The organism is Microbacterium psychrotolerans, from assembly GCF_031085295.1.
GTDB lineage: Bacteria > Actinomycetota > Actinomycetes > Actinomycetales > Microbacteriaceae > Microbacterium > Microbacterium psychrotolerans.
Map to the genome: position 1 here is coordinate 26,958 of NZ_JAVFWO010000001.1, position 22,172 is coordinate 49,129.

At 69.5% G+C, this 22,172-nt stretch carries 20 protein-coding genes; 8 read left to right on the plus strand and 12 right to left on the minus strand.

Annotation, left to right across the window (positions count from 1 at the left end):
* Positions 1-10: 10 nt before the first annotated feature.
* Entirely contained in the window at positions 11-481 is a 471-nt protein-coding gene (locus Q9R08_RS00130; RefSeq protein ID WP_308865764.1) for a nucleotidyltransferase domain-containing protein, read from the minus strand.
* Between the two features lie 24 nt (positions 482-505).
* Positions 506-775: a hypothetical protein gene (locus tag Q9R08_RS00135; RefSeq protein ID WP_301114591.1), complete on the minus strand. Its 270-nt coding sequence runs from the start codon at positions 773-775 to the stop codon at positions 506-508.
* A 116-nt stretch (positions 776-891) separates the two neighbouring features.
* Here Q9R08_RS00135 and Q9R08_RS00140 point away from each other — a divergent pair, with 116 nt between their 5' ends.
* The 4 genes from Q9R08_RS00140 (at position 892) to Q9R08_RS00155 (ending at position 3,452) form a co-directional block, all read left to right on the plus strand.
* Entirely contained in the window at positions 892-1,464 is a 573-nt protein-coding gene (locus Q9R08_RS00140; RefSeq protein ID WP_308865765.1) for a YdeI/OmpD-associated family protein, read from the plus strand.
* A gap of 121 nt (positions 1,465-1,585) precedes the next feature.
* A complete protein-coding gene (locus tag Q9R08_RS00145; protein WP_308865766.1) occupies positions 1,586-2,422 on the plus strand; it encodes an alpha/beta fold hydrolase in 837 nt (278 codons plus the stop codon).
* 145 nt (positions 2,423-2,567) lie between these two features.
* A complete protein-coding gene (locus tag Q9R08_RS00150) occupies positions 2,568-2,786 on the plus strand; it encodes a hypothetical protein (protein WP_308865767.1) in 219 nt (72 codons plus the stop codon).
* A gap of 156 nt (positions 2,787-2,942) precedes the next feature.
* Positions 2,943-3,452, plus strand: a complete 510-nt coding sequence (locus Q9R08_RS00155; protein ID WP_308865768.1) for a methyltransferase family protein — start codon at positions 2,943-2,945, stop codon at positions 3,450-3,452.
* 43 nt (positions 3,453-3,495) lie between these two features.
* Here the strand turns inward: Q9R08_RS00155 and Q9R08_RS00160 are convergent, their stop codons facing one another.
* From Q9R08_RS00160 to Q9R08_RS00170, 3 genes are all read right to left on the minus strand, one after another.
* Positions 3,496-4,365 (minus strand): hypothetical protein, encoded by an 870-nt coding sequence (locus tag Q9R08_RS00160; protein ID WP_308865769.1) that lies wholly within the window; start codon positions 4,363-4,365, stop codon positions 3,496-3,498.
* 128 nt (positions 4,366-4,493) lie between these two features.
* Entirely contained in the window at positions 4,494-5,417 is a 924-nt protein-coding gene (locus Q9R08_RS00165; RefSeq protein WP_308865770.1) for a S1C family serine protease, read from the minus strand.
* A 90-nt stretch (positions 5,418-5,507) separates the two neighbouring features.
* Complete coding sequence (locus Q9R08_RS00170) at positions 5,508-6,506, minus strand: squalene cyclase (RefSeq protein ID WP_308865771.1); 999 nt, start codon at positions 6,504-6,506, stop codon at positions 5,508-5,510.
* A 108-nt stretch (positions 6,507-6,614) separates the two neighbouring features.
* On the opposite strand from Q9R08_RS00170, the gene corA reads away from it, so the two are divergent.
* The gene (corA, locus tag Q9R08_RS00175) at positions 6,615-7,613 is read left to right on the plus strand and encodes a magnesium/cobalt transporter CorA (protein ID WP_308865772.1); all 999 of its coding nucleotides are present in this window, start codon (positions 6,615-6,617) and stop codon (positions 7,611-7,613) included.
* A 40-nt stretch (positions 7,614-7,653) separates the two neighbouring features.
* Here corA and Q9R08_RS00180 read toward each other — a convergent pair whose 3' ends face one another.
* The 7 genes from Q9R08_RS00180 to Q9R08_RS00210 all read right to left on the minus strand — a co-directional run bounded on the left by Q9R08_RS00180 (position 7,654) and on the right by Q9R08_RS00210 (position 18,121).
* Positions 7,654-8,136, minus strand: coding sequence for a YciE/YciF ferroxidase family protein (locus Q9R08_RS00180; protein ID WP_308865773.1), 483 nt, complete (start codon positions 8,134-8,136; stop codon positions 7,654-7,656).
* Between the two features lie 83 nt (positions 8,137-8,219).
* Positions 8,220-9,998, minus strand: a complete 1,779-nt coding sequence (locus tag Q9R08_RS00185) for an ABC transporter ATP-binding protein (protein ID WP_308865774.1) — start codon at positions 9,996-9,998, stop codon at positions 8,220-8,222.
* Positions 9,991-11,853 (minus strand): ABC transporter ATP-binding protein, encoded by a 1,863-nt coding sequence (locus Q9R08_RS00190; RefSeq protein ID WP_308865775.1) that lies wholly within the window; start codon positions 11,851-11,853, stop codon positions 9,991-9,993. The genes Q9R08_RS00185 and Q9R08_RS00190 overlap by 8 nt, the downstream gene beginning before the upstream one ends.
* 57 nt (positions 11,854-11,910) lie before the next feature.
* Positions 11,911-14,436 (minus strand): glycoside hydrolase family 38 N-terminal domain-containing protein, encoded by a 2,526-nt coding sequence (locus Q9R08_RS00195; protein ID WP_308865776.1) that lies wholly within the window; start codon positions 14,434-14,436, stop codon positions 11,911-11,913.
* Positions 14,437-14,602: 166 nt separating this feature from the next.
* Positions 14,603-15,970: an ABC transporter substrate-binding protein gene (locus tag Q9R08_RS00200; protein WP_308865777.1), complete on the minus strand. Its 1,368-nt coding sequence runs from the start codon at positions 15,968-15,970 to the stop codon at positions 14,603-14,605.
* A 181-nt stretch (positions 15,971-16,151) separates the two neighbouring features.
* Positions 16,152-17,102 (minus strand): carbohydrate ABC transporter permease, encoded by a 951-nt coding sequence (locus tag Q9R08_RS00205; protein ID WP_308865778.1) that lies wholly within the window; start codon positions 17,100-17,102, stop codon positions 16,152-16,154.
* Positions 17,102-18,121 carry a carbohydrate ABC transporter permease gene (locus Q9R08_RS00210; protein WP_308865779.1) on the minus strand — a complete coding sequence of 340 codons (1,020 nt, stop codon included), beginning with the start codon at positions 18,119-18,121 and terminating at the stop codon, positions 17,102-17,104. Before Q9R08_RS00210 ends, Q9R08_RS00205 begins: the two co-directional genes overlap by 1 nt.
* Before the next feature lie 576 nt (positions 18,122-18,697).
* Between Q9R08_RS00210 and Q9R08_RS00215 the strand changes: the two genes are divergently transcribed.
* The 3 genes from Q9R08_RS00215 to Q9R08_RS00225 all read left to right on the plus strand — a co-directional run bounded on the left by Q9R08_RS00215 (position 18,698) and on the right by Q9R08_RS00225 (position 22,161).
* On the plus strand, positions 18,698-20,056 hold the full coding sequence (locus Q9R08_RS00215; RefSeq protein WP_308865780.1) for a D-alanyl-D-alanine carboxypeptidase family protein: 1,359 nt from the start codon (positions 18,698-18,700) through the stop codon (positions 20,054-20,056).
* A gap of 51 nt (positions 20,057-20,107) precedes the next feature.
* Positions 20,108-21,196: an alpha/beta fold hydrolase gene (locus Q9R08_RS00220; RefSeq protein WP_308865781.1), complete on the plus strand. Its 1,089-nt coding sequence runs from the start codon at positions 20,108-20,110 to the stop codon at positions 21,194-21,196.
* 122 nt (positions 21,197-21,318) lie between these two features.
* Complete coding sequence (locus tag Q9R08_RS00225) at positions 21,319-22,161, plus strand: class I SAM-dependent methyltransferase (RefSeq protein WP_308865782.1); 843 nt, start codon at positions 21,319-21,321, stop codon at positions 22,159-22,161.
* The last annotated feature ends 11 nt before the right edge of the window (positions 22,162-22,172 follow it).

Consider the following 22,172-nt stretch of genomic DNA (forward strand, 5'->3'; position numbering starts at 1 on the left):
CGCGAACCCGCTAGCGGTACTTCTCCAGCAGCTCGAGGTCGTGGATGTCCGCAGCACGAAGCTCGTACCCGTTGCGGAAGCGCAGTTGTTGGGAGACTGAAAGGCAAGGGATCACCGAGCCGTCGATCGTCCCCACGGCGAATCCGTCCGACGCATAGACGAAGGTGTCCCCACCCAGGCCGGCCTGCTGCCCGCTGCCGTCTTCGGCGAACGCCACCGGGTGGACGTCGACGACTCGCCCGTCCGGAGCGGTCAGTTCGAGCCGAGAAGGCGCCCAGTCGGTTGTGATCACGAAACCCCGCTCGCCGAGCAGTTCGAGGAAAGAGGGGAGATCGCGGATGTCGACGGCCACGTCCATGTCGTCGTGTGCTCGCGTCTGACGTCCCACGATGGCGTCGACGGCCCAGCCGCCGGCCAGCCATACTCTCAGTCCCGCGGCCGCGAAGGCCCGAAACAGATCGACAACCTGGCTGCCCTCCACGGCTCTACCGACCGTTCGGCCGACCTACCAGATGGTGCCGCCGCCGAGCGAAATGCCGCCCCACGTGAGCGCAATGAAGATCGCGGCGAACACGACGGGAGCGATGCCCTTGCCGTTGCGCGCGAGTCCCTTGAGGAGGGCGATCACGGCGAGGACTGCCGCGACGATGGAAAGGCCGCCGCCCAGAATCAATCCGATGAACAGGGGGATGGGCATGAGCACGAGGCCGGCCAGCGCGAACCAGAACGCGGCCCAGGCCGTGGGGTTGGAGCGGCGTTCGACGGAGGAAGACATGCGTCCATTATCTCGTGCTCGTTCCCACAGCCCCGGAGCAGGGCGGCCGCGCCGCATGATCTTCTCCGGCGCAACTCGCAAGGGGGTGCGTCCGAGGCAGGAGCTATCCTCCCGTCATGGCCAGCCGTGTGAACAAGCCGGAGCTGCACGTGGACACGGTCGCGGACTGGGAAGCCTGGTTGAACTCGGACCCCGACCCGAGCGGGGTCCGGCTACGACTGCGGAAGAAGGCGTCGACCCGACCTGGGATCACGTACGCCGAGGCGCTCGATGTCGCGCTGTGCTTCGGGTGGATCGATGGGCAGTCGCAGTCCCTCGACGCCGACTTCTACCTGCAGACCTTCACGCCACGACGGCAGCGAAGCATCTGGTCGAAGGTCAACATCGGTCACGTGACCCGGCTGATCGAGGAAGGCCGGATGCGGCCCCAAGGCCAGCTCGAGATCGACCGCGCCAAGGCGGACGGACGGTGGGACAACGCGTATCGGCAACGCGACGGCGACCTCCCCGTGGAGCTGCAGGAAGCCCTGAACGCAGACCCGGAGGTCGCCAAGGCCTTCGCGAGCCAGTCGGCGCAGAACCGATTCGCGATGGCCTTCCGCGTGGGCAACCTCAAACGGCCGGCTTCGCGAGCCGCACGCGTCGCCGAGTACGTCGAGATGCTCAAACGAGGCGACACCCTGCATTGACGACCGCCGAGCAGAGCCGACCACCCCATGGATACCCCCTAGACGGCCGCCTTCGGTCCTTGGCGGGGGCGAGGGACGAGGGACGGTTGATGTGCCGGCGGGTCTCTGGGACCGTACTTGCATGAAGGATCTCCCATCCTCGCTTCCCGCAGCCGAGACCGGCTATGTCGAACTCGGTCAACTGCGCATGTACTACGAAGTCCATGGCGATGTCACCGACGGCACACCGCTGGTGCTGCTGCACGGCGGTCTCTTCGACATCGAGCAGCAGTTCGGTGCGCTCATCCCCCACCTCGCGGTGGGGCGGAGAGTCGTCGCGGTGGACTTCCAGGGGCACGGCCGCACGAACGACATCGACCGGCCGTTCTCTGCGGCGGCGTTCGCCGACGACGTGCTGGGCGTGCTCGACCACCTCGGCATCGGACGCGCCGACATCTTCGGCTTCAGCGTCGGCGGGGCTGTCGCGCTCGACCTCGCGATCGACCACCCGGAACGGGTCAGGCGGCTCATCGTCTCATCCACGTCGTTCGCCGCGTCGGGCATGCGCGGTTCTGAGAACGCGGAGGCGGTCGGCGCGATGACCGTCGACATGATCGCCGGCACGCCGATGGAAGCCGCTTATCTCGCGAAGTCGCCCCATCCCGACCTGCAACATCTCCAGGTGCTTCTCGACAAGCTCGGCGCGACGTACGAGCGCGGGTTCCCTGATCGCACCGAAGCGGAGATTCGCGCGATCGCGGCACCGACGCTCATCACCGTAGGCGACGCCGACATGGTCTCTCTCGAGCATGCCGTTGAGTTTCTGCGCCTCCGCGGCGGTGACGTGAATGGCGACTTCGTCGGCGTTCCGGCATCCCAGCTCGCAGTGTTTCCGGGCACGACCCACTTCTTCGGGCTGGCGCGAACCGACCTGGTCCGCGACGTGGTCGTCGGATTCCTCGACGACGCCCCCGCCTAGGCGTCACCGCGACAGCCGCCGTCCGCGACCGCAGGCGCCCGGCCGGCGCATTCTGCGGCGCCGAGGTGCATCCGAATCGACGCGAGCGAGAGAACAACCTCATAGCGGGTGAACACCTACCCGCCACACAGGAGGGGACAGTCCAATGAAGCGCATTCTCGCTACCGGAGCCATCGTCGTTCTCGCCGTCTTCGGCGTCGCCGGTACCGCCAACGCCGCGCCCGCAGACGCTGCCTGCTTCGGCCAGGTGCACAAGACGATCAACACCGAGGGGGCCCTCGGGTTCACCAACGTCGGAGACGTCGTACAGGCGGTCGGCGGACAGGTCAAGAACGACATCGCGCGGGGGCTCTGCGGCGGCTGAAGGCCGTAGCTCTCCCGCAGCGCTGTGGACGGCTCGGACGCATCGCGTCCGAGCCGTCCACTCGTCCTGGCCTGCCCGCTTCACGGTGACGACTGAACCCGCCTCTCCGCCGGCGCGGGCGGGTGAACAGGCAGTGCATCCCGTACGCTGTCGCGCGTGGCTCACTCGCCGTCGCTCGCCCGCGCATGGATCGGAACGATCGTGTTCCTCTTCCTCGCGCCGGGCATCGTCGCGGGGCTCGTCCCCTGGCTCATCACGGGCTGGCAATGGCACGACTGGGGCGACGCGGCGTGGATCTTCTTGCCCGTCGGGTGGATCTTCATCGCCCTCGGTGTGGCATTCCTCCTGTATGCCTTCGCCTTGTTCGCCGTGCATCGGGGAACGCCTGCACCCGTCGCTCCCACCCAGACGCTCGTCGTCACCGGTGTGTATCGCTTCGTGCGCAATCCGATGTACCTCGCGGTGCTCGCGATCATCCTGGGGCAGGCGCTGCTGTTCGGCAGCTGGTGGCTCGTCCTGTATGCAGGCATCGCCCTCACCGCGGTCGTCGCGTTCGTGAAGGGCTACGAGGAGCCGACCCTCACGAGCACCTACGGCGAGCAGTATCTCGAGTATCGGCGCAACGTACCGGGGTGGTGGCCGCGGCTCACTCGATGGCGAGCATGACCCGGCCTTGAGCCGCCGGCCGAGGGATACCGAGGTGGCGCTGCTACGTGAGAAGCATCGGCAGGAGCTGTAGACCGATGGCGCTCGCAACGTATCGATGGCGCCGGTTGCTCGTCAGCTGAGCGGCCCAATCGAAGACACCGATGTCGACGATCTCTTGGAAGCTGCCCACTCGGTCATGCACCCCGTACCCGACGCGGAGCCCGTGGTAATAGCGCGACTCGAGGGACTCCTCGCGAATCGCTACGTCGGGTAACGTCCCTTCGAGCGCGGTGCGAACGCGTGGGCCGATCGCAGGCAGGACATCGTTCGATCGAACGACGACGACAGGTCGCTGCCACGCCAGGCCGTGAGTCTCCGCCGCGGATTCGAGCAGCCGCCGGTACACGCGAAGGTGCGCGACCACCGCCGCCACTTCGAATCCATCCTCCGGCAGGCCGACACCGGCGTCGGCGAGCATCAGCAGTCGAAAGTGCTTGGTGCGCCCGTTGTCCTGCCCCATCGGCTGCATCCTGAGCAGTTGATGCACCGTGCACAGACGGACATGCTCAGCGGCGTCGCGGCGGAGGCGCGCGGCGCACTCGAGCGCCAACACGTTCGTCGCGTCCGACACGACCTCGGTTCCACGAATCGTCGAAAGGATGCGGTCCTGGGAGCCCGTTGCAAGCACCGACACCGCACCGAGCGGGGCCACCGGCGACAGCAGCAGCGCTTCGTATTCCGTCGCAGCCTCGAGTGCCAGCGAGTCGTACGCAACGCTCGTGCGAAGGTCCACGGGACTGGGACGCACTGTCGGATCCACCGCCCACTGCGCAAGCAGATCCGACGGACGCCGCTTGCCCGCTTCAGATCGAGCCGCCGCGAGCAATTCCCCGCGACGGCTGCTGGGCGAAGTGCGCCCGCGATGCTCCATCGACTCATCATTCATTCGATCGAGGTGCGACACAACCGACCTCAAGCCGGTCTAGGGAATCCGCTGCAACCCCGGTCGGTCGCCGCTCGCGTTTCGGCCCTCGAAGCGGCGCGCGCCGTCGCCGCGGCTCAGGCGACGCGGAGCTCCTCGGGCTCGACCACCACGTCGACCAGGGCGCCGTTGCGCCAGACGGTCATCTCCATCCGCCGCCCGATGGCTCCCGCGACCATGCGGCGCTGCAGCGCGGTGGGGTCGGCGATCGCCACGCCGTCCAGTGACAGCACGATGTCGCCCGCGCGGGCGCCAGCGGCGGCGGCGGGGCTCTTCGCGACGACCGAGACCACCTGCATCCCGACCCGCGCCCCGGCCTTCGCCGCCACGTCGGGTCCGAGCGGGACCGTCGCGCCGGCGATGCCCAGCCAGGCTCGCCGCACGCGGCCGGTGGTGCGCAGGGCATCGATGATCTCACGCGTCGTGGCGTTGATGGGCACGGCGAGCCCGAGCCCGATGCCGGCCACGGCGGTGTTCACGCCGACCATCCGGCCGGCACTGTCGGCCAGCACGCCGCCGCTGTTGCCGGGATTGAGTGCGGCGTCGGTCTGGATGACCTCGTCGATCACGCGCCCCGAACGTGTCGGAAGCGATCGTCCGAGCGCTGACACGATGCCGGCCGTCACGCTCCCTGAGAAGCCGCGCGGGTTGCCCAGCGCGACCACCAGCTGCCCGACTCCGAGGGCCGCGGCATCCCCCATACGGACCGGCGGCGGTGTCGGTCCGTCGGCGTGCAGGACGGCGAGGTCCGAGAGCGGGTCGGCACCGATGACGGACGCCGCCGCCACGCTGCCGTCGGGGAAGGCCAGCTCGACCCCGACCGCTGCCTCGACCACGTGGGCGCTCGTGAGGAGGTGTCCTCCATCGGTGATGACCGAGGCGCTGCCCGCGCCCATCCCCTGACGAGTCCGCACACTGACCGCAGCCACCGAAGGCAGCACGGTCTGCGCGACGCGCATCACCGTCGATGAGTACGCGTCGAGCGCCTCACTGTCGTCCATGCGACCAGTGTCGACCTCTCGGGGGCCGCACGGCGCGAGTTCGCGCACGGCGGAAGCGCGAGCCGACGCAGCCCGTGAGACCGCCGAGCGTCAGTCCTCGGGACCTGCCGCCTGCGACGAGCCGGCCGACGCGTCCCACCAGTCGAGCACGCGCGTGCCCATCAAGGTGAGCCAGCGCGACGGCTCCCCGTCGCCGGCGTCGACACCGAACCAGGTCCGCCCTGGGAGCGGCGTCGTCTGCAGCCATGTGCCGTCGGGCTGCCGGGCCGCCCGCACCACCTCGACCGCCTCGGCGAGCCGCGGATCGGGCGCCGTGCCTTCGAACAGCGCGACGTCGCGGAAGTGGTCGAGGGCGGCGAGCGCGCTGTACCGGTGCCGGTTCGGGTAGACGAAGCGGGTCACGAATTCGCCGACGACCTCGCCCGTGCTCGCGCGGAACATGAGGCGCCGCGACAGCAGGTACTCCTCGCCGCCGTGGCGCGCCTCGCGCATGCTCGTATCGCCGGTGATCCGCTCGTACGCGAGCATGCCGCGCGCGGCGTTCAGCGTCGAGTGGAACGACGAGCGGACGGAGTCGCCCTCCTCGGCCTCGCAGTTCCAGCCGCCGTCGGCCAGGCGATGCTCGGGGAACCATGCGACGAGCCTCGACACGTCGGCGCCGAGCCACGCGCCGGAGGCGAGCGTGTAGGAGTTGATGCAGACGTCGACCTCGCCGCCCCAGTACGGCAGGTCCTCGTACTCCCACCGGCTGTTGGCTGCGAGCTTCTCCGCGGTCCCGTCGAGCACTTCGGCGTCCACGCCCCACTCCCGCAGGTCTTTGAGCACCCACGTCGTCGCGACCCAGGGCTGACCCGGCGCCTCCGCCTCGGCGCTGCCGAAGAAGCCCGACGGGAAGAAGGCGCCCCCGGCCCATTGGCCGTCGGCATCCTGCTCCGCCAGGAGCCGGGCGCCGAAACCCTCCGTCGCGACGCGCGCGCGTGTGGCCTCCCAGACACCGGGCGGAGCGTCAGCGAGGTCTCTCTCCACCTGCCAGCGCAGCGCCGGGTCGGAATCGAGCAGCCAGTCGAGCACGGGTCGCGGCGTGGACATGAGGGCAGAGTACCGAGGGCCGCCGACGTGGCACAGGCCACGGCGTCCGCCCGTCTGGATACTGTGAGGATCGTTGCCGGCGGCGCACCGGCGAGGGAGGATTGCCCGATGCCCATCGTCGACAACGGCGTGTACGTCGCCGGACAGCGGATCAAGAATCCGACGAGCCTGGCCGAGACGTTCGAGTACACGCGCGCTCAGCATGGAATGGCCTGGATCGGGCTGTTCCGCCCCACGCCCGAGGAGATCACGCAGGTCGCCGACGAGTTCTCGCTGCACTCGCTCGCCGTCGAGGATGCACTGACGGGCCACCAGCGGTCGAAGCTCGAGCGGTACGGCGACATCCTCTTCATCGTGCTGCGCCCCGCGCGGTACATCGACGAGACCGAGACGGTCGAGTTCGGCGAGCTGCACGTGTTCGTCGGCCCGGACTTCATCGTGACGATCCGCCACGCCGAGTCGCCCGACCTGAGCCGGGTGCGCCAGCGCATGGAGCGCGATCCCCAGCTGCTCGCCCTGGGGCCCGAGGCCGTGCTCTACGCGATCCTCGACGAGGTGGTCGACGAGTACACGCCGGTGATCGAGGGCGTCGAGAACGACATCGACGAGATCGAGGACGCCCTGTTCGAGAACGGCGGGGTCACGCTCTCCAAGCGCATCTACGACCTGTCGCGCGAGGTGATCACGCTGCAGCGCGCGGTCGCGCCGCTCGCCGACATGCTCGAGGCCCTTCAGCGCGGGGCACCGAAGTACGAGGTCGACCTCGAGCTGCAGCGGTCGCTGCGCGACGTGCACGACCACGCGCTGCGGATCATCGACAAGGCCGCGGCGTTCCGCTCGATCCTCGACAACGCGCTCACCGTCAACGCCACGATCGTCACGCAGCGCCAGACCGACACCGCGCTGCTGCAGAACGAGCAGGTGAAGAAGATCTCGGGCTGGGCGGCGATCCTGTTCGGTCCCACGCTCGTCGGCACGATCTACGGCATGAACTTCGTGTACATGCCCGAGCTGGAATGGCCGCTGGGCTACCCGATGGCGCTCGCCCTCATGGCGGCGACGAGCGTGACGCTGTACTGGGTCTTCCGCAGACGGCACTGGCTCTGACGACCGCGCGCGGCCGTCGAACGACGGCCGCGCGCGTCCGTCAGCCGACGAGCTCTTCGAGCTTCTTTGCGAGCTCTTCGCTGGTGTGCGTCTCCTGCTGGAGGTTGTCGGTCAGCAGCGTGACGGCGTCGGCCGCACCCTGGGCGCGGGTGGCGAGGATCAGCGACCGGTACGCCGAGATCTCGTAGTGCTCGTTGCCGAGCGCCGCCGACAGCGTCACCTGGTCGCGCAGCGCCGGCGCGGAGCGCGCGATGAGCGACTCGGCCTGCTTGGCGATGCCCTTCGTGCTGGGCGATGCGGCCGTGGACTCCGGCAGTTCGAGCACCCGGAACACTTTGCGGAGGTTCTCGATCTGCTCGCGCGTCTCGTCGGCGTGGTGATGGAACGTCTTCTTCACGTCCTGCGAACGGGCGGCCTGCTCGAGTTCGCCCAGTGCGGCGAGGGAGTCCTCCTCCATCGTCATGGCGGTGCGCAACTGGAAGCGCAGCAGGTCGGCGGGCGATTCGAGTGTGGTCTGCGACATGGCATCTCCTTTTCCGGATGCCGAGACTCTATGCAACCGGCACCGCCGGGGGCACGGGGGTTGCGGCCGGCCGCGCGCTTTCGCTATGAGTCGCCCTCGCCGGGCGCGCCGTCGGCGGACTCGGCCTGCCACGACCGCCACAGGGCCGCGTATTCGCCGTCCATAGCGACGAGCTCGTCGTGCGCTCCGGACTCCACGATCCGCCCGTCGCGCATGACGATGATGCGGTCGGCGTCGCGGGCGGTGTGGAGGCGGTGGGCGATGGCGATCACCGTCCGGCCCTCGAGGACGCGGTCGAGCGACTGCTCGAGGCCGCGCGCCGCACGCGGGTCGAGGAGCGAGGTCGCCTCGTCGAGCACCAGCGTGTGCGGATCGAGGAGCACCAGCCGCGCGAGAGCGACCTGCTGTGCCTGGGCGGGCGTCAGCACGACCCCGCCCGAGCCCACCTCGGTGTCGATCCCGTGCGGCATCGCGCGCACCCATCGCAGCGCCCCGACGACCTGCAGCGCCTCTTCGAGCTCGCTGTCGCGCGCGGAGGGAGCCGCCAGTCGCAGGTTGTCGGCCAGCGTGCCGACGAACACGTGCTGCTCCTGGGTCACGAGGGCCACATGCTCGCGCAGCACGTCGAGCGGCATGCGCATGACGTCGGCGCCGCCGACCGTCACGGCGCCGGCGGACGGCGCCGTGATGCCCGTGAGCAGGCGGGCGAGCGTGGACTTGCCCGACCCCGACGGCCCGACGATCGCGACGCGTTCGCCGATCCGCGGCTCGAGCTCCACACCCTGCAGCACGTCGACTCCGGGCCGGTACGAGAAGCGGATGCCGCGCGCCGCGAGCTGCTCGCCTTCGGGGGTCTCGTCGGCACCGGGCCGGTCGGTCGGCACCTCGGCGACCCCGACGATGCGCGCGAGCGCGGTGGTGCCGACCTGCAGCCGGTCCATCCAGTTCACGAGTTCCTCGACCGGCCCGGTGAGCTGCATGGCGTAGAGGGCGATGGAGGTGACGTCGCCGACGCTCGCGACGCCCTGTCCCATGAGGAAGGCGCCCCACAGCAGCACCGCGATCACCGGGAACAGGAAGCCGAGGGTGGTGAGCGGATACCAGATGCTCCGGAGTCCCAGCGTGTAGCGCTCGGCCTGCGCGCGGCCGGCGAGCGCGCGGTCGATCTTGAGGCGCTGCGCGGGCGCGAGGTCGAGTGCATCGATGGTGCGCGCACCCTCGACGGTCTCGTTGATGACGCCGACGAGCCGTCCGTACGACGCGAGCTGGCGGCGGTATCCAGGTCCCGAGCGCTTCATGTACCAGCGGGTGCTCAGCGCGATCAGGGGCACGCCCACGAGGAGTGCGGGCGCGACGAGTGGGCTGATGATGAAGGCCGCACCCAGTGTCAGGATCACGGTCATCGTCGTGACGAGGATCCTCGGCACACCGAAGCGCACGGTCTGCGCCACCGCGTCGACGTCGCTCGTCGTACGGGAGAGGAGGTCGCCGGTGCCGGCGCGCTCCACGACAGCGAGCGGAAGCGATGTGACGGTGGCCAGGAAGTCCTCTCGCAGCTGGGCGAAGACGCCCTCCCCCAGCCGCAGCGACCAGAGCTGGGCGAAGCGGGTCACGAAGGCCTGTACGATCACCGCGCCGGCGAGAGCGGCGAACATGACGTCGATGGTGGCCATGTCGGCGGTGCCCGAGGTGAGCGCGTCGATCATGCGACCGATCAGCCAGGGGCCGACGAGTCCGGCGAGCGCGGCAGCAGCGTGCAGCGCGATCACGAGCAGGAGCTCGCCGCGATGACGGCGCACGAGGGTGCGCGCGACCTCGCGGATCTTCTCGCCGCCGGCGACCGGGAGCGTGCCGTCACTCATCGCCGGGCTCCTCTCGCGCGGTGCGGATGGCGCCGGTCTCGGTGGCACGCGCCCACAGCGTGTCGATCGACCCGGTCCAGGGGGCGTCGAGCTCCTCGCCAGCGGTCGGCTCGGCGTCGCTGGTCGTGCGTGCCACGATGCGGCGGTAGCGGGCACCGACGGCGTCGTCGCGCCGCAGCAGCTCGGCGTGGGTGCCCGAGCCGACGACGCGGCCGCCGCGCAGGACGTGGATGACGTCGACGCGATCCAGCATCAACGGGCTCGCCGTGACCAGTACCGTCGTGCGCCCTCGCCGCGCGCGGTGCAGGCGCGAGGCGATCGTCGCCTCGGTATTGGCGTCGAGCGCACTCGTCGGCTCGATCAGCACCAGAACCTCGGCGTCCGTCAGCAGTGCACGCGCCAGACTGAGCCGCTGGCGCTGGCCGCCCGACAGCACGCTCGCGCGCTCGGGGACGTGCTCCTCGAGGCCGCCGGGCAGTGCCTGCACGGCGTCGTCCGCCGCCGCGACGCCGAGTGCCTGGTCGATCCGGGCGCGCCGTGCCGTCGGCGACGGTGCGCGCTCGGGCGCGCGGATGCTCTGGGTGTCGAGGCCGTCACGCAGGCGTCCGGTGAACAGGTGAGGTGTGGCGTCGCTCACCACGATGCGCCGCCGTACGTCCTGCACCGGCACCCGGGTGTGATCCACGCCGCCCCAGAGCACGGGCGCGATGGTGTGCTGGCGGTCGTCGAAGCGCCCGAGCCGGGTGGCGACTTCGGCCGCGGCATCCGGATCCTCATCGACGAGTGCCGTGAACAGCCCCGGCGCGATGACGGCACCCGAGGCGACGTCGACGATCTCGGCGCTGCCGGGCGGCGCCGACTGCGGATCCTCGGGGTCCTGCACCGCGCGCTGGACGCGCAGCACGTCGAGCACGCGCCCGGTCGCGACGAACCCGCGCGCGAACGCCTGGCTCGCCTCGACGGTCGTGCGCAGCGGCACGATGAGGAAGACCGAGTAGCCGTAGAAGGTGACGAGCTCGCCGGGGCTGATCTCACCGGCGAGCACGAGCCGCGCCCCGAACCACACCACCGCCGCGACGAAGAGCCCGGGCAGCAGGATCTGCAGCCCGTCGAGCCACGAGCCCAGCCGGGCCACGTCCACCGCTCGACGGCGCAGGTCGCCGGAGCGCCGGGCGTACCGCTCGACGAACTGGTCCTCGCCGCCGATGCCGCGCAGCACGCGGAGACCGACCACGGTGTCGGCGGCCAGATCGGTGAGCGCGCCCTGCTCGCGGCGCCACGCCGCCTGCCGCCTCGCGAGCGGACGCACGAAGAGCGACAGCACGGCCACGAGCACCGGCATCCCGAGCAGCACGAAAAGGCCCAGCGCGGGCGACGTGAGCATCGAGATGAGTCCGACCGCGACGTAGGCGACCACGCCGCCCGAGAACCGTGCCGTCACGTCGAACATCTCGCCGACGCGCAGCGCGTCGTTCGCGACGGTCGAGGCGACCTCCCCCGCCGAGCTGTCGGCGGCGATGGCGGCACCCGTCTCGGCGCTGTGATAGCCGATGATGCGCGAGACGCCCAGCGACGACCGCAGCCAGTTCAGCACCGCCATCCTGTGGCGCAGCACGGCGAACAGGGCCTGAGCGACGGCGACGACGGCGAGAGCCGCGCACCAGGGCAGCACCCCCTGCAGCCCGGCGGCGAGGCCGCCGTCGATGGCACGGCCGAGCAGGAACGGCCAGATCACCTGGCACAGCATCCACAGCACGCCGAAGACGACACCGCCGACGAGCGTGGCGGGCTGACGCGCCGCCTGCCACAGCAGCAGCCGCAGCGGCGACCCGGTGGGCGCCTGAAGGGAGCTCACGGGCGGAGGCTCCTTCCCTTCTCGGCGAACGCTCCGGTCATGGTCGGCACCGCCCCGTCATCGCCCGGCCAGCACGACGTCGGTCGTTCCCGCGGCGGGCACCTCGACCTGCGTCGGCTCGTCGTCGGCGCGCGTGACGACCGCAGCGACGTCCTGGTCCGAGATGTTGCGCAGCCGCGCCCGCACCTCGCCGTCGGGCGTCGGGCGCAGCTCGACGAGCAGGGCGTCGGCAGGAGTGATGTCGAGCGGCGGTCGGAACGTGGAAGCCGGCGGCGCGGTCGTGTGCCGGGCGTGCAGCGGCTCGAGCAGGTCGCGGCCGTAGCGGCGCACGCCCGCCGCGGTCGGCGACACCGCCGGGCGGAAGCGGTACCGGAACCGGTGCGTGATCTCCTGCCGCGCCTGGAAGTTCGTGAAGTGCAGGTTGTTCATGAGCCAGCTGTGGACGTGTCCTGCCTCGGCGTCGAGCTCGCGCGCCCAGGCGCCGGTATGGGGGCCGCCCACCTGCACCAGCGGGGCGTCGGTCGAGCCCCACAGGATGCCGCCGCCGGCCGGGCCGCGCACCCCGACCGCATGCTGGATCGAGTACCAGTCCTTGCTCGTGTCAGGAAGCTGCTCACGGTCGGCAGCGAATACCGCCCCGGCCGTCTCGAGCAGGAACTCCGGCTCCTCCACCGCGAAGGGGAAGGTGACGAACACGCTCTCGGGCTCGAACCGCTCGGGCTTGCTGAGCAGCACCTCCAGGTCGATGTCTGCCGAGCCGTCGGCGATCACGAGGGTGGTCACGACGCTCGGGATGCCGGGCGCCGACGTCTCCCACCGGATCTCGGTGACCCCCGCGGCTCGACGCACGCGCACCGGTGCGTCGCCGGTCGCGACGAGCCGATCGAACCCGGGACCGGGATGGTCGGGGTGGAAGAGCTTGGGCGAGGTCGTGATCATCGGATGCCGCGACCCGGCCTCCACGACCTCGTCCACGACCGCGCCGAGCGCCGCCGGCGCCGACGGGTCGACGAGCTCGCGTCCGTCGGTCGTGTCGACGAGCGACACGACTCCGCCGCGCGAGGGGTCGACGGTGACCCGATACCGGCCGGCGGCGACGGGCCCCACCGGGATCTCCTCCTCGACCGGTTCGGGCACCGGGAGCACGGCGACGCCGAACGGGCCGACGTCGGCGAGGAGTCGGGCGCGGCGCTGCCCGCCGATCTCGACATCGACCAGCTCACGGCGGCGGGCCTCGGTCGGGTTGACTACGACGACGGCGTCGGCGGGCGGCACACCGGTGCCCGGGGACGAGGCCGGTGCCGCGGCATCCGTCCGTCCCGACACGGTCGGCGACAGATCGGGCCGCCCGTCCGCGTAGGCGTAGCGGAACCAGCCCTCGATCGCGAGGTCGCGGGCGTGGTCGAACGCGTCGTAGGCGAACGCAGACTTCGCGTTGTGGTGCGAGTGGCTGAAGGTCGAGTGCGGCTTGGAGTACGTCTCCCAGCTGCCCCAGGTGTGCTCGCCGTACAGCAGCAGCTGCTCGTCGATGTGGTCAAGGGTCTCGGCGATCTCTGCGTCGGAGCGCAGCCGCACCGGTCCGCGGCGGTAGCCGAGCACGTCGAAGTGCGGCACGGTGCCGTCGCCGGCGAGCCGGGCGAGCGAGAGCGTGCTCTGCGCGGCGCGCGCGAACGTGCGGGCCTCGCGGTAGACGGCGACCTCGCGCGCGGTCGAGCCGTGCCCGTGCGACCACCAGTCCGCCCACTCGCCCCGCACCGTGGGGATCTCGAACCCGGCTGCCTCAGCCTCGAGGGCGTCCATGGCCTCGTCGATCGTCGCTGTCCGCATGGGCCGCTCGGGATGCCGGGCGTTCCAGTGGCGCACGACCTGCAGGAACAGCGCGGTCGGCCAGCGGTTGTCGTTGCCCGCATGGACGACCGCGGTACGCCACGGGTAGTCGTCCCGGCGCTCGAGCTCGTCGACGAAGGCGGCGATGCACTGCTCGGCCAGGTCGACATCGCCGTCGACGATCCCCCACTCCTCGCCGAACCCGTAGTGCGTCGACAGCCACACGAAGACGCGGCGGCCGGAGGGTCCCTCCCACCAGAATCCGCTGGGCTGGACGAACGGCGGCCGGCCGTGATCGGGGTTCAGCGCCATGACCAGCCGGGTGATCCCGGCATCCGTCATCTGATCCACCAGGCCCCACGCCAGGCCGTTGACGTCGCCGTGCTGCTCGGTGCGGATGCCGACCCCGGCGGCCCGGATGCGCTCCAACTGCTCGTAACCCGCGTCGAACTCGAAGGTGCTCGGCAGCTGCGTCATGTTGAGGTACCCGCCGGTGACCGAGATCGTGCCCGACGCGGACAGGTCGGCGAGCCGGCGGACCTGTTCAGGGGCGGCGCGGCGCAGGAACGTCAGCACCGGGCGGGCGACCTCGAACGTCCAGCGGAAGGCGTCGGGCCCGTCGCCGGGGTGCTCGTCGGCGAGCTCCAGCACCCGGTCGACGATGCGTCCGTGCATCCGGTCGATCAGGCGAGGGCTGTTGGTGTAGCCGACGTCGTGGTGGGTGTGGCCGAGGAGGAGGATCTCTCGGATCGCCATGGTGCGGAAAGTCCGTTCCGGGTCGTGGTCTGGTGAAGTCGTCGTCTGAAGCGAGAGAGGGGAGAGCGCCGTCAGCCGTCCGGCGCTGCGGAGGGGCAAGGGATGGGGGCGGGCCGACCGAAGTCGACCCGCCCCCGTTTCCCCCCAGGAAGGCGAGCTCCGCAGGTCAGCCGGCGGTCGCGTTCTCGTACGCCCGCATGGCCGCCGCCTGCGCGTCGGCGAGCGCCTCTTCCGGCGTCTTGTCGCCGAGCATGGCCGCGGTGATGGCGTTGTTCAGCTCGTTCTGGATGTCCTGGCCTGCGGGCGAGGAGCCGAACGACTGACCGTAGTCCAGCACGTCGTAGTACGTCGCTATGGTCTGGTCGAACCCGGCGTTGCCGCTCTCGACGACGTACTGCTCGCGGATCGACTGGTCCGGACCCGGCGAACCGGTGAACAGGCCGGTGTTGATGCCGCCGTCCTCCTCGCGCGTCGCCGCGCGGGCCTCACCGGCGGCGTTCCACGCGTCCTCGCCGGTCAGGTTGATCATCCACGCGCAGGCTGCGGTGGGGTTCTCGGCACCGACCGGGATCACGAATGCCGTTCCACCTGCGACGGAGAAGGGGTTGCCCTCGCTGTCCTTGAACGGCACCGCCTCGATCTGGATCTGGTCGACGTACGGCGACAGCACGTTCGGGTACCACTGGGCGTTGACCTGCGCGCCCACCTGGTCGGCGACGAACTGGTTGTTCTCGCCGAACGTGTCGAACGAGTCGGTGAAGCTCTTCACCGAGGCGTAGCCGCCCTGCGCGTCGTTGATCTGCTTGAGCAGGTCGATGCCGGCGATGTTGCTCGGGTCGTCGAGCGTGGGCGCGCCCTTGTCGTCGATGAGCTGGCCGCCCATGCCGAGGATCCACAGCGCACCCTGACCGGTCGAGACCGGGTCGAAGCCGAGGCGGCTCGGAACGCCGCCCGACTCCTGGTACATCTTGCCGATCGCGCCCAGGAGCGCCTCCGGGTTGGAGGTGTCGATCTCTTCGGTGGTGACGCCCGCCTCGTCCATCACCCGCTTGTTGAGGATGATCGCCGGGGGCTGGTAGAACTGCGGCACCGCCCAGACCTCGTCGTCATAGCGGATGTCGTCCACGACGAACGGGTACCAGTAGTCGTCGGGCGTGACGTCGTGCGCTTCGAAGCAGGCGTCCAGCGGGATGATCAGGTCCTGTGCCGCGTACTGCGTCACATAGCGCCGGTCCATCTGCACGACGTCGGGCACGTCGCCGCTCGCGATGCGAGTGGTGAACTTCTGGGCGTCGAAGGCCGTCGCATCGAGCTCGACGTCCACGTCGCTCAGCTGCTCGTTCGCGTAGTCCACGCGCGACTGGCCGACGTCGTCGGCGTTCTCGAAGCCCCATGCCGTGAGCGACCCGGTCGGTTCGGCATCGAAGTCGACGTCACCGCCCGTACCGCCGCCGCCGTTGCCGCCGCCTCCGCAGCCGGCGAGGAGGACAGCGGATGCCGCGAGTGCGGCCATTCCGATCATGCGCTTGCGCATCTGTTTCCCTTTCGATCGGGGCAGCCTCGTCGCCACCACCGCGTGAGCAGGCTCCGTGTGGGAACCTTCCCACACACCGTAGTCATGCTCCGCGCGGCGAGGCAATGATGCTGCCCGCGTATTTATTGGTTTGTGATGTGTACGTTGTGGAATCGATGTCAGCCGCGGTGCGGCATCCGTCTCATCCCTTCCGACCCTGCGTCGCGACGCCCTCGATGAAGTAGCGCTGTCCGAAGGCGAAGATGATCAGCATCGGCACGGTGACGAGGAAGGACGCCACCATGACGTACTGGTAGTCGCCCTGGCCGCCGGCGGTGGGGCTGTACTTGGTCATGGCGTAGGCGATGCCCAACGGTGCCGTGAACTCGTCGACCGTGCCGGCGTTGAGGTAGATCAGGGCGGCCTGCAGGTTGTTCCAGCTGGCCTGGAACTCGAAGAGGAACACGATGATGAACGACGGGATCGACAGCGGCATCGCGATGCGCCAGAACAGCCCCCAGTAGCTGGCGCCGTCCAGGCGTGCCGCCTCGAACAGCTCCTTGGGAAGCCCCAGGTAGAACTGCCGCTGGAGGAAGATGTAGAAGGCCGAGCCGAACAGGTTCATGCCCCACAGCGGCACCCACGTGCCGAGGAAGCCCGTCTCCTTCCAGATCAGGTAGATCGGGATCATGGTCACCGCGCCCGGGAGCATCATCGTCGCGAGCACCAGGCCGAAGAGAAGCCCGCGACCCGGGAACTTGAAGTACGCGAACCCGAACGCGACGATCGAGCTCGAGATCGCCACGGTTCCGGCAGCCAGCACCGCGATGGCGACGCTGTTCCACATCCAGCTCAGGAGGGGCAGCTGGTTCCACACCTCGACGTAGTTCTCGGGCATCCACGTCTTGGGGATGAGCGCGTTGTCGAACACCTCGCCGCGCGGCTTCAGGCTCGCCGAGATCAGCCACACGAACGGGTAGAGGAACAGCAGGCCGAAGCCGATGAGGACGGCCGTCAGGACGATGCGGCCGACGAGGGTCTTGGGCCGTGCGAAATGCCGGCGCCAGCGCGAGCGCTTCGGCACGGTGACCGCGACGGTCGCCGCCTCGGGCACGGGCCGGGCGACGCCCGGAGTCTGCAGCGACGCCGACATCAGCGGTCTCCCTCGTAGTAGACGAAACGGTTTCCGAACTTAACCTGGATGACGGTGATGATCATGATGATCACGAACAGCAGCCAGGCCATCGCGGCGGCGAAGCCGAAGTTGAACTGGCGGAACGCCTGCTGGAACAGATAGATCGCATAGAAGAGGGATGCCTCGGGCGACGCGTTGCTCTGATCTCGCCAGAACAGCAGGAAGGCCTGGTCGAACACCTGGAACGCAGCGATCGAGAGCACGATGACGTTGAAGAACATCGCGCCGGAGATCATCGGCAGCGTGATCGCGAAGAACTTCCGGACCGCTCCCGCACCGTCGAGTGAGGCGACCTCGTACAGCTCGACGGGCACGTTCTTGAGGGCGGCGAGGAAGATCACCATCGTGCCGGCGACCGTCCACAGCGTCATGATCACGATGCTCGGCTTCACCCACGCGGGGTCGACCAGCCACTGAGGACCCTCGATGCCGAAGATCCGCAGGAACTGGTTGATCGCGCCGGAGTTGCCGTTGAGCATCAGGAAGAAGACGGCGGCCGTGGCGACGGCGGGCGTCATCTTCGGAAGGTAGTAGAGCGTGCGCCAGAAGCCGGCCGCGCGTGCGGCTCGGTTGAGCAGCATGGCGAGGGCGAGGGCGAAGATGATCTCCAGCGGCACCGCCATCACGACGTAGAAGAGCGTGTTCGCGAGGGCGACGCCGACGCGGGGATCCTCGAAGAGGTTCGCGTAGTTCTGGAAGCCGACCGGCTTCGCCGTGTTGGTGGCGAGGTTGTAGTTGCTGAACGAGATGTACAGGCTGTAGACCATCGCTCCCGCGGTGAACACGAGGAAGCCGATGATCCAGGGCGAGATGAACAGGTAGCCGGCCAGGGCCTCGCGCTTGTTGTAGTGCGTCTTGACCTTGCGGGCGCGCTCCCTGCGGCGGGCACGGCCGGCGCGACCGCGGCCGTCCCGCTCGTCGGACGCCTCCTTCAGCGCCTCGACGACGGCATCGTTCTGCGGGGTCGTGATGCTCATCGCGAGCCCCCGCTCGATGCGTCGGCCGGAGGAATCCTGTTCGTCATCTCATTCTCCACGTCGAGATGTGGCATCGTTACCACATGCCAGTGACTATACGTCTCCGCGTCCTCTTCCCGCAACCGCACGGGGTCGGGGAGCGACTGCTGCGGACTCTGTGCGGCGGGTGTCCGACGGGCACGACGCCCAGTGTCGGGGGCGGTCATGCCGCGATGGTAGGCACGCTGCACCGCGCGATCACGGGGCTTGCGCGAGTGCGGTGTCGTGTGCTTCTCCAAGGGGTGTCATGGTGATATCGGCGGATGTCGCGGTATGCGCGGCGGGCTCGGCTACACCGATGTCGGCGACATCCGCGCGCTCGGCGGCATGGCGGCCGAGTTCCGCGCCCGGTCGCCGAGCACTACGGCGTACCCGCGAGGAGCGCCGGCCCGCGGTGTCCGCGTTGTCCACAGCCTCGGATTCGCCGCCGCATCAGCACATCTGCGCGTGAGAGTGTTGCTGCATGGTTGGTCTCGCCGGCTCCCGCTCGACGATCGTGCCGGGCGTGCTGCCGCGCTTCACCACGGTGATCCCGCGATGACGACGGGCCAGCATCCGCCAGACGAGCTGTCGGACTTCGCCGACCTCATACGCGACGAGCAGGAGTACGCCGATCGCCGCAGCGCCATCGACCCTCGCGTGCGGCGCGCCCGCCGCCGCCGAGGGTGGATCATCACCGCCGTCGTCTTCGCGCTGCTGTTCGGCACCGCGGGCGGGTATGTCGGCTGGGCGCTCACCGCCCCGGTCGCCGCGCCGGCCGCGGTCTCCCGGACGCCGGCGGTCCCCCCGTCCGCGGCTGCGACCCTCACCCTTCCGACGACGGGCGCTTCGGCGATCAGCGTGGCTGGCGGCGAGGTTTACCTCGGCCCGGGCGCGAGCGGCATCTGGGCGACGAGCGGAACCGACGAACCCCGCTCGATCGCGAGCATCACCAAGCTGATCACCGCGCTCGTCATCCTCGACGCCCGACCGCTCGCCGATGCCGGCGACCCCGGCCCCACGATCACCTTCGACAAGGCCGATCACGACCTCTACGACAAGTACTACGTGATGGGCGCCACGATCGCGGCCATGCCCACGGGCAGCACGATGTCACTCCGCGACGCTCTGGCGACGATGCTCATCCCCTCGGCCAGCAACTACGCGGAAGCCGTGTCGACCTGGGCGTTCGGCTCGCAGGGAGCCTTCCTGTCAGCGACCCGGAGATGGCTCGCCGCGAACGGCCTCGCCGGCACCACGATCGTCGAACCGACGGGCATCAGCGCTTCGAACACCAGCACACCGAGCGACCTCATCACCCTCGGCAAGCTCGCGGCCGCCAACCCGACGATCGCGCAGATCGTCGCGACCCCGTCGCTGTCGCTGCCGGGGCCCGGGGGCATGTCCAGCACCAACGGCCTCCTCGGCACCAACGGGATCACGGGGCTGAAGACGGGCAACCTGGGCGAGAACAGCTACAACCTGCTGTACTCCGCCACGCTCGACGTCGGCGCGGCCGAACCGCTCACCGTCATCGGCGTCGTGCTGGGCGGCGCCACCCGCGAGTCGGTCAACCTCGACGTCGTCCGCACGCTGAACAGCATCCGGGCCGGCTTCCATCAGGTACCCGTGGTGGCGAGCGGACTCGAGGTCGGCTCGTATTCGACTCCCTGGGGGTCCACGGCCCGCCTGATCGTCGCCGACGACGCGTCGATCTTCACGTGGTCCGACACCCCGATCACCATCACGATGGACACGACGATGCCGAAGACCTACCGGGACGGCGAAGTGGTCGGGAGCCTGACGTGGACGGCGGGCCCGAACACGGTGAGCGTGCCGCTCAAGGTCGACGGAAGCATCGTGCCGCCCACCGACTGGTGGCGCCTGACCCACCCCGCGGAACTCGGCGAGGAGTGATCCTGCACCGACCCCGGTGTGCTGATGCCGTCCCGCTCCTATGATGTCGCCGTGGAGACGCTGAAGGCGGATGTCGTGCAGGACATCCGGTTCGCGCGCTCTCGGGACGGGGTCGGGATCGCGTATGCCGTGCACGGGTCCGGGCCGCCGCTGCTCATCGACGCGTGCTGGCTGAGCCACCTTCAATTCGACTGGGAGAGCCCGGTCTGGCGCCACTACCTCGTCGAATTGGGGAAGATCGCTACTGTCATCCGCTACGACGAGCGCGGTCATGGGCTGTCGGACCGCGGTGTCACCGACCACAGTCTGGAAGCGCGCGTCGGCGACCTGGAGGCGGTCGTCGAAGATGCGGGGCTCGACCGGTTCGCACTCATGGCGATGGCGCAAGGCGGTCCCGTGGCCATCGAGTATGCCGCGCTGCACCCTGAGCGGCTCACGCGCCTGGTGTTCTATGGGAGCTACTCGGGCGCTCAGGCGGCGGCGAGTCCCGAGGAACTCGAGCTCCTTGCGGCGTTCGAGGCGCTGATCAAGGTCGGATGGGCCCGTCCGACATCCGAGTTCCGCCGCGTCTTCAGCAGCATGATGATCCCGGGCGGCACCGAAGAGCAGATGCGGTGGCTCGACGACCTGCAAGCGCGCGCCTGCGACACGGAGACGGCGGTCATCTCACGCTCACAGCGCCAGGTCACGGATTCGACGTGGCGCCTGCCCGAGCTCGACCTTCCGACGCTCGTCATCCACAGTCGCGGAGATCAGATGAACGATTTCCACCACGCACGAGACCTCGCGGCAGGGATCAAGGGCGCGCGGCTCGTGGGGCTGGACAGCAACAACCACATCGTTCTGGCTGACGAACCGGCATGGCCGGCGTTCCTGCGCGAGATCGCAGCCTTCATCGAGCCGGACCAGCAGGGCAGGCCAGAGGCCATCGCTGACGACGTCGCGGCCCTGGTCACGCGGCGGGAACTCGACATCCTCCGGCTGGCGGCTGCCGGTTACGACAACGACGCCATCGCAGCAGAGCTGTTCCTGTCGGTGCGCACAGTCGAACGACACCTGCAGAACGCCTACGCGAAGCTCGGGTTGAGCGGGCGTACTGCGCGCACTGCGGCCGTCGCCCGGCTCCTCTCCGGCGCGTAGCGCGTACGCGTCAGCCGCCAGCGACACTCCGGTGGCGGGGACTTCTTGCGCGCCGGCGCCGATGTGATGAGAGGTAGGCCGTTCCTACCGTTGTGACATCAACCACCCATAGGAGGAACCAGATGTCATCCTTTTCCCGCACCAACACGTTGACGGCGACTGATGAGGACCGCGCACTCAAGGCGAAGCACGCTGCGATGTGGGCAAGCGGAAGCTATCCCACCGTCGTCGAGGAAGTCGTGCACGCACTCGGCGGCATCCTCGTCGAGGCGATCGATGTCCGCCCGGGGCAGCGCGTTCTCGACGTGGCCGCCGGCACTGGCACATCGGCGATCCCCTCCGCGCTGCGCGGTGCCCAGGTCGTCGCCACCGATCTCACGCCGGAGCTCCTCGCCGTCGGCCGGGCCGCGGCAGAGGAGCAGGGAGTCGACCTGACGTGGCAGACCGCCGATGCCGAGGCGCTGCCGTTCGCGGACAGCGACTTCGACGTCGTCATGTCGAGCATCGGCGTGATGTTCGCACCACATCATGAGCTGGCGGCCGATGAGCTCGTCCGCGTCTGCCGTCCCGGCGGAACGATCGGGGTGCTCAGCTGGACGCCGAACGGCTTCATCGGACAGCTCTTCGCCACCATGAAGCCGTACGCGCCGCCGCCGCCGGCCGGTGCCTCACCTGCGCCGCTGTGGGGCAGCGTCGAGCACGTCCGGAAACTCTTCGGCGACCGCGTCGACGACCTCGTCGCGCACCAGCAGAACCTGCGGGTCGACCGGTTCGTCGACGGGGCGCAGCTGCGCGACTTCTTCAAGGCGAACTACGGCCCGACGATCGCGGTCTACCGGTTCATCGCCGACGATCCCGAGAAGGTCTCCGCCCTCGACGCGGAGATGGCTGCGCTCGCGGACCGGTTCTTCCACGACGGCGTCATGTCGTGGGAGTACCTCATCGTCACCGCGACCCGTCGTTAGGGGCAGACCAT

What these genes read in the sequence shown, in the direction of transcription:
- Q9R08_RS00135 (WP_301114591.1), bottom strand. Translation starts at nt 775, where the DNA reads ATGTCTTCCTCCGTCGAACGCCGCTCCAACCCCACGGCCTGGGCCGCG.
- Q9R08_RS00140 (WP_308865765.1), top strand. Translation starts at nt 892, where the DNA reads ATGGCCAGCCGTGTGAACAAGCCGGAGCTGCACGTGGACACGGTCGCG.
- Q9R08_RS00145 (WP_308865766.1), top strand. Translation starts at nt 1,586, where the DNA reads ATGAAGGATCTCCCATCCTCGCTTCCCGCAGCCGAGACCGGCTATGTC.
- Q9R08_RS00150 (WP_308865767.1), top strand. Translation starts at nt 2,568, where the DNA reads ATGAAGCGCATTCTCGCTACCGGAGCCATCGTCGTTCTCGCCGTCTTC.
- Q9R08_RS00160 (WP_308865769.1), bottom strand. Translation starts at nt 4,365, where the DNA reads ATGGAGCATCGCGGGCGCACTTCGCCCAGCAGCCGTCGCGGGGAATTG.
- Q9R08_RS00165 (WP_308865770.1), bottom strand. Translation starts at nt 5,417, where the DNA reads ATGGACGACAGTGAGGCGCTCGACGCGTACTCATCGACGGTGATGCGC.
- Q9R08_RS00170 (WP_308865771.1), bottom strand. Translation starts at nt 6,506, where the DNA reads ATGTCCACGCCGCGACCCGTGCTCGACTGGCTGCTCGATTCCGACCCG.
- corA (WP_308865772.1), top strand. Translation starts at nt 6,615, where the DNA reads ATGCCCATCGTCGACAACGGCGTGTACGTCGCCGGACAGCGGATCAAG.
- Q9R08_RS00180 (WP_308865773.1), bottom strand. Translation starts at nt 8,136, where the DNA reads ATGTCGCAGACCACACTCGAATCGCCCGCCGACCTGCTGCGCTTCCAG.
- Q9R08_RS00185 (WP_308865774.1), bottom strand. Translation starts at nt 9,998, where the DNA reads ATGAGTGACGGCACGCTCCCGGTCGCCGGCGGCGAGAAGATCCGCGAG.
- Q9R08_RS00195 (WP_308865776.1), bottom strand. Translation starts at nt 14,436, where the DNA reads ATGGCGATCCGAGAGATCCTCCTCCTCGGCCACACCCACCACGACGTC.
- Q9R08_RS00200 (WP_308865777.1), bottom strand. Translation starts at nt 15,970, where the DNA reads ATGCGCAAGCGCATGATCGGAATGGCCGCACTCGCGGCATCCGCTGTC.
- Q9R08_RS00205 (WP_308865778.1), bottom strand. Translation starts at nt 17,102, where the DNA reads ATGTCGGCGTCGCTGCAGACTCCGGGCGTCGCCCGGCCCGTGCCCGAG.
- Q9R08_RS00210 (WP_308865779.1), bottom strand. Translation starts at nt 18,121, where the DNA reads ATGAGCATCACGACCCCGCAGAACGATGCCGTCGTCGAGGCGCTGAAG.
- Q9R08_RS00215 (WP_308865780.1), top strand. Translation starts at nt 18,698, where the DNA reads ATGACGACGGGCCAGCATCCGCCAGACGAGCTGTCGGACTTCGCCGAC.
- Q9R08_RS00225 (WP_308865782.1), top strand. Translation starts at nt 21,319, where the DNA reads ATGTCATCCTTTTCCCGCACCAACACGTTGACGGCGACTGATGAGGAC.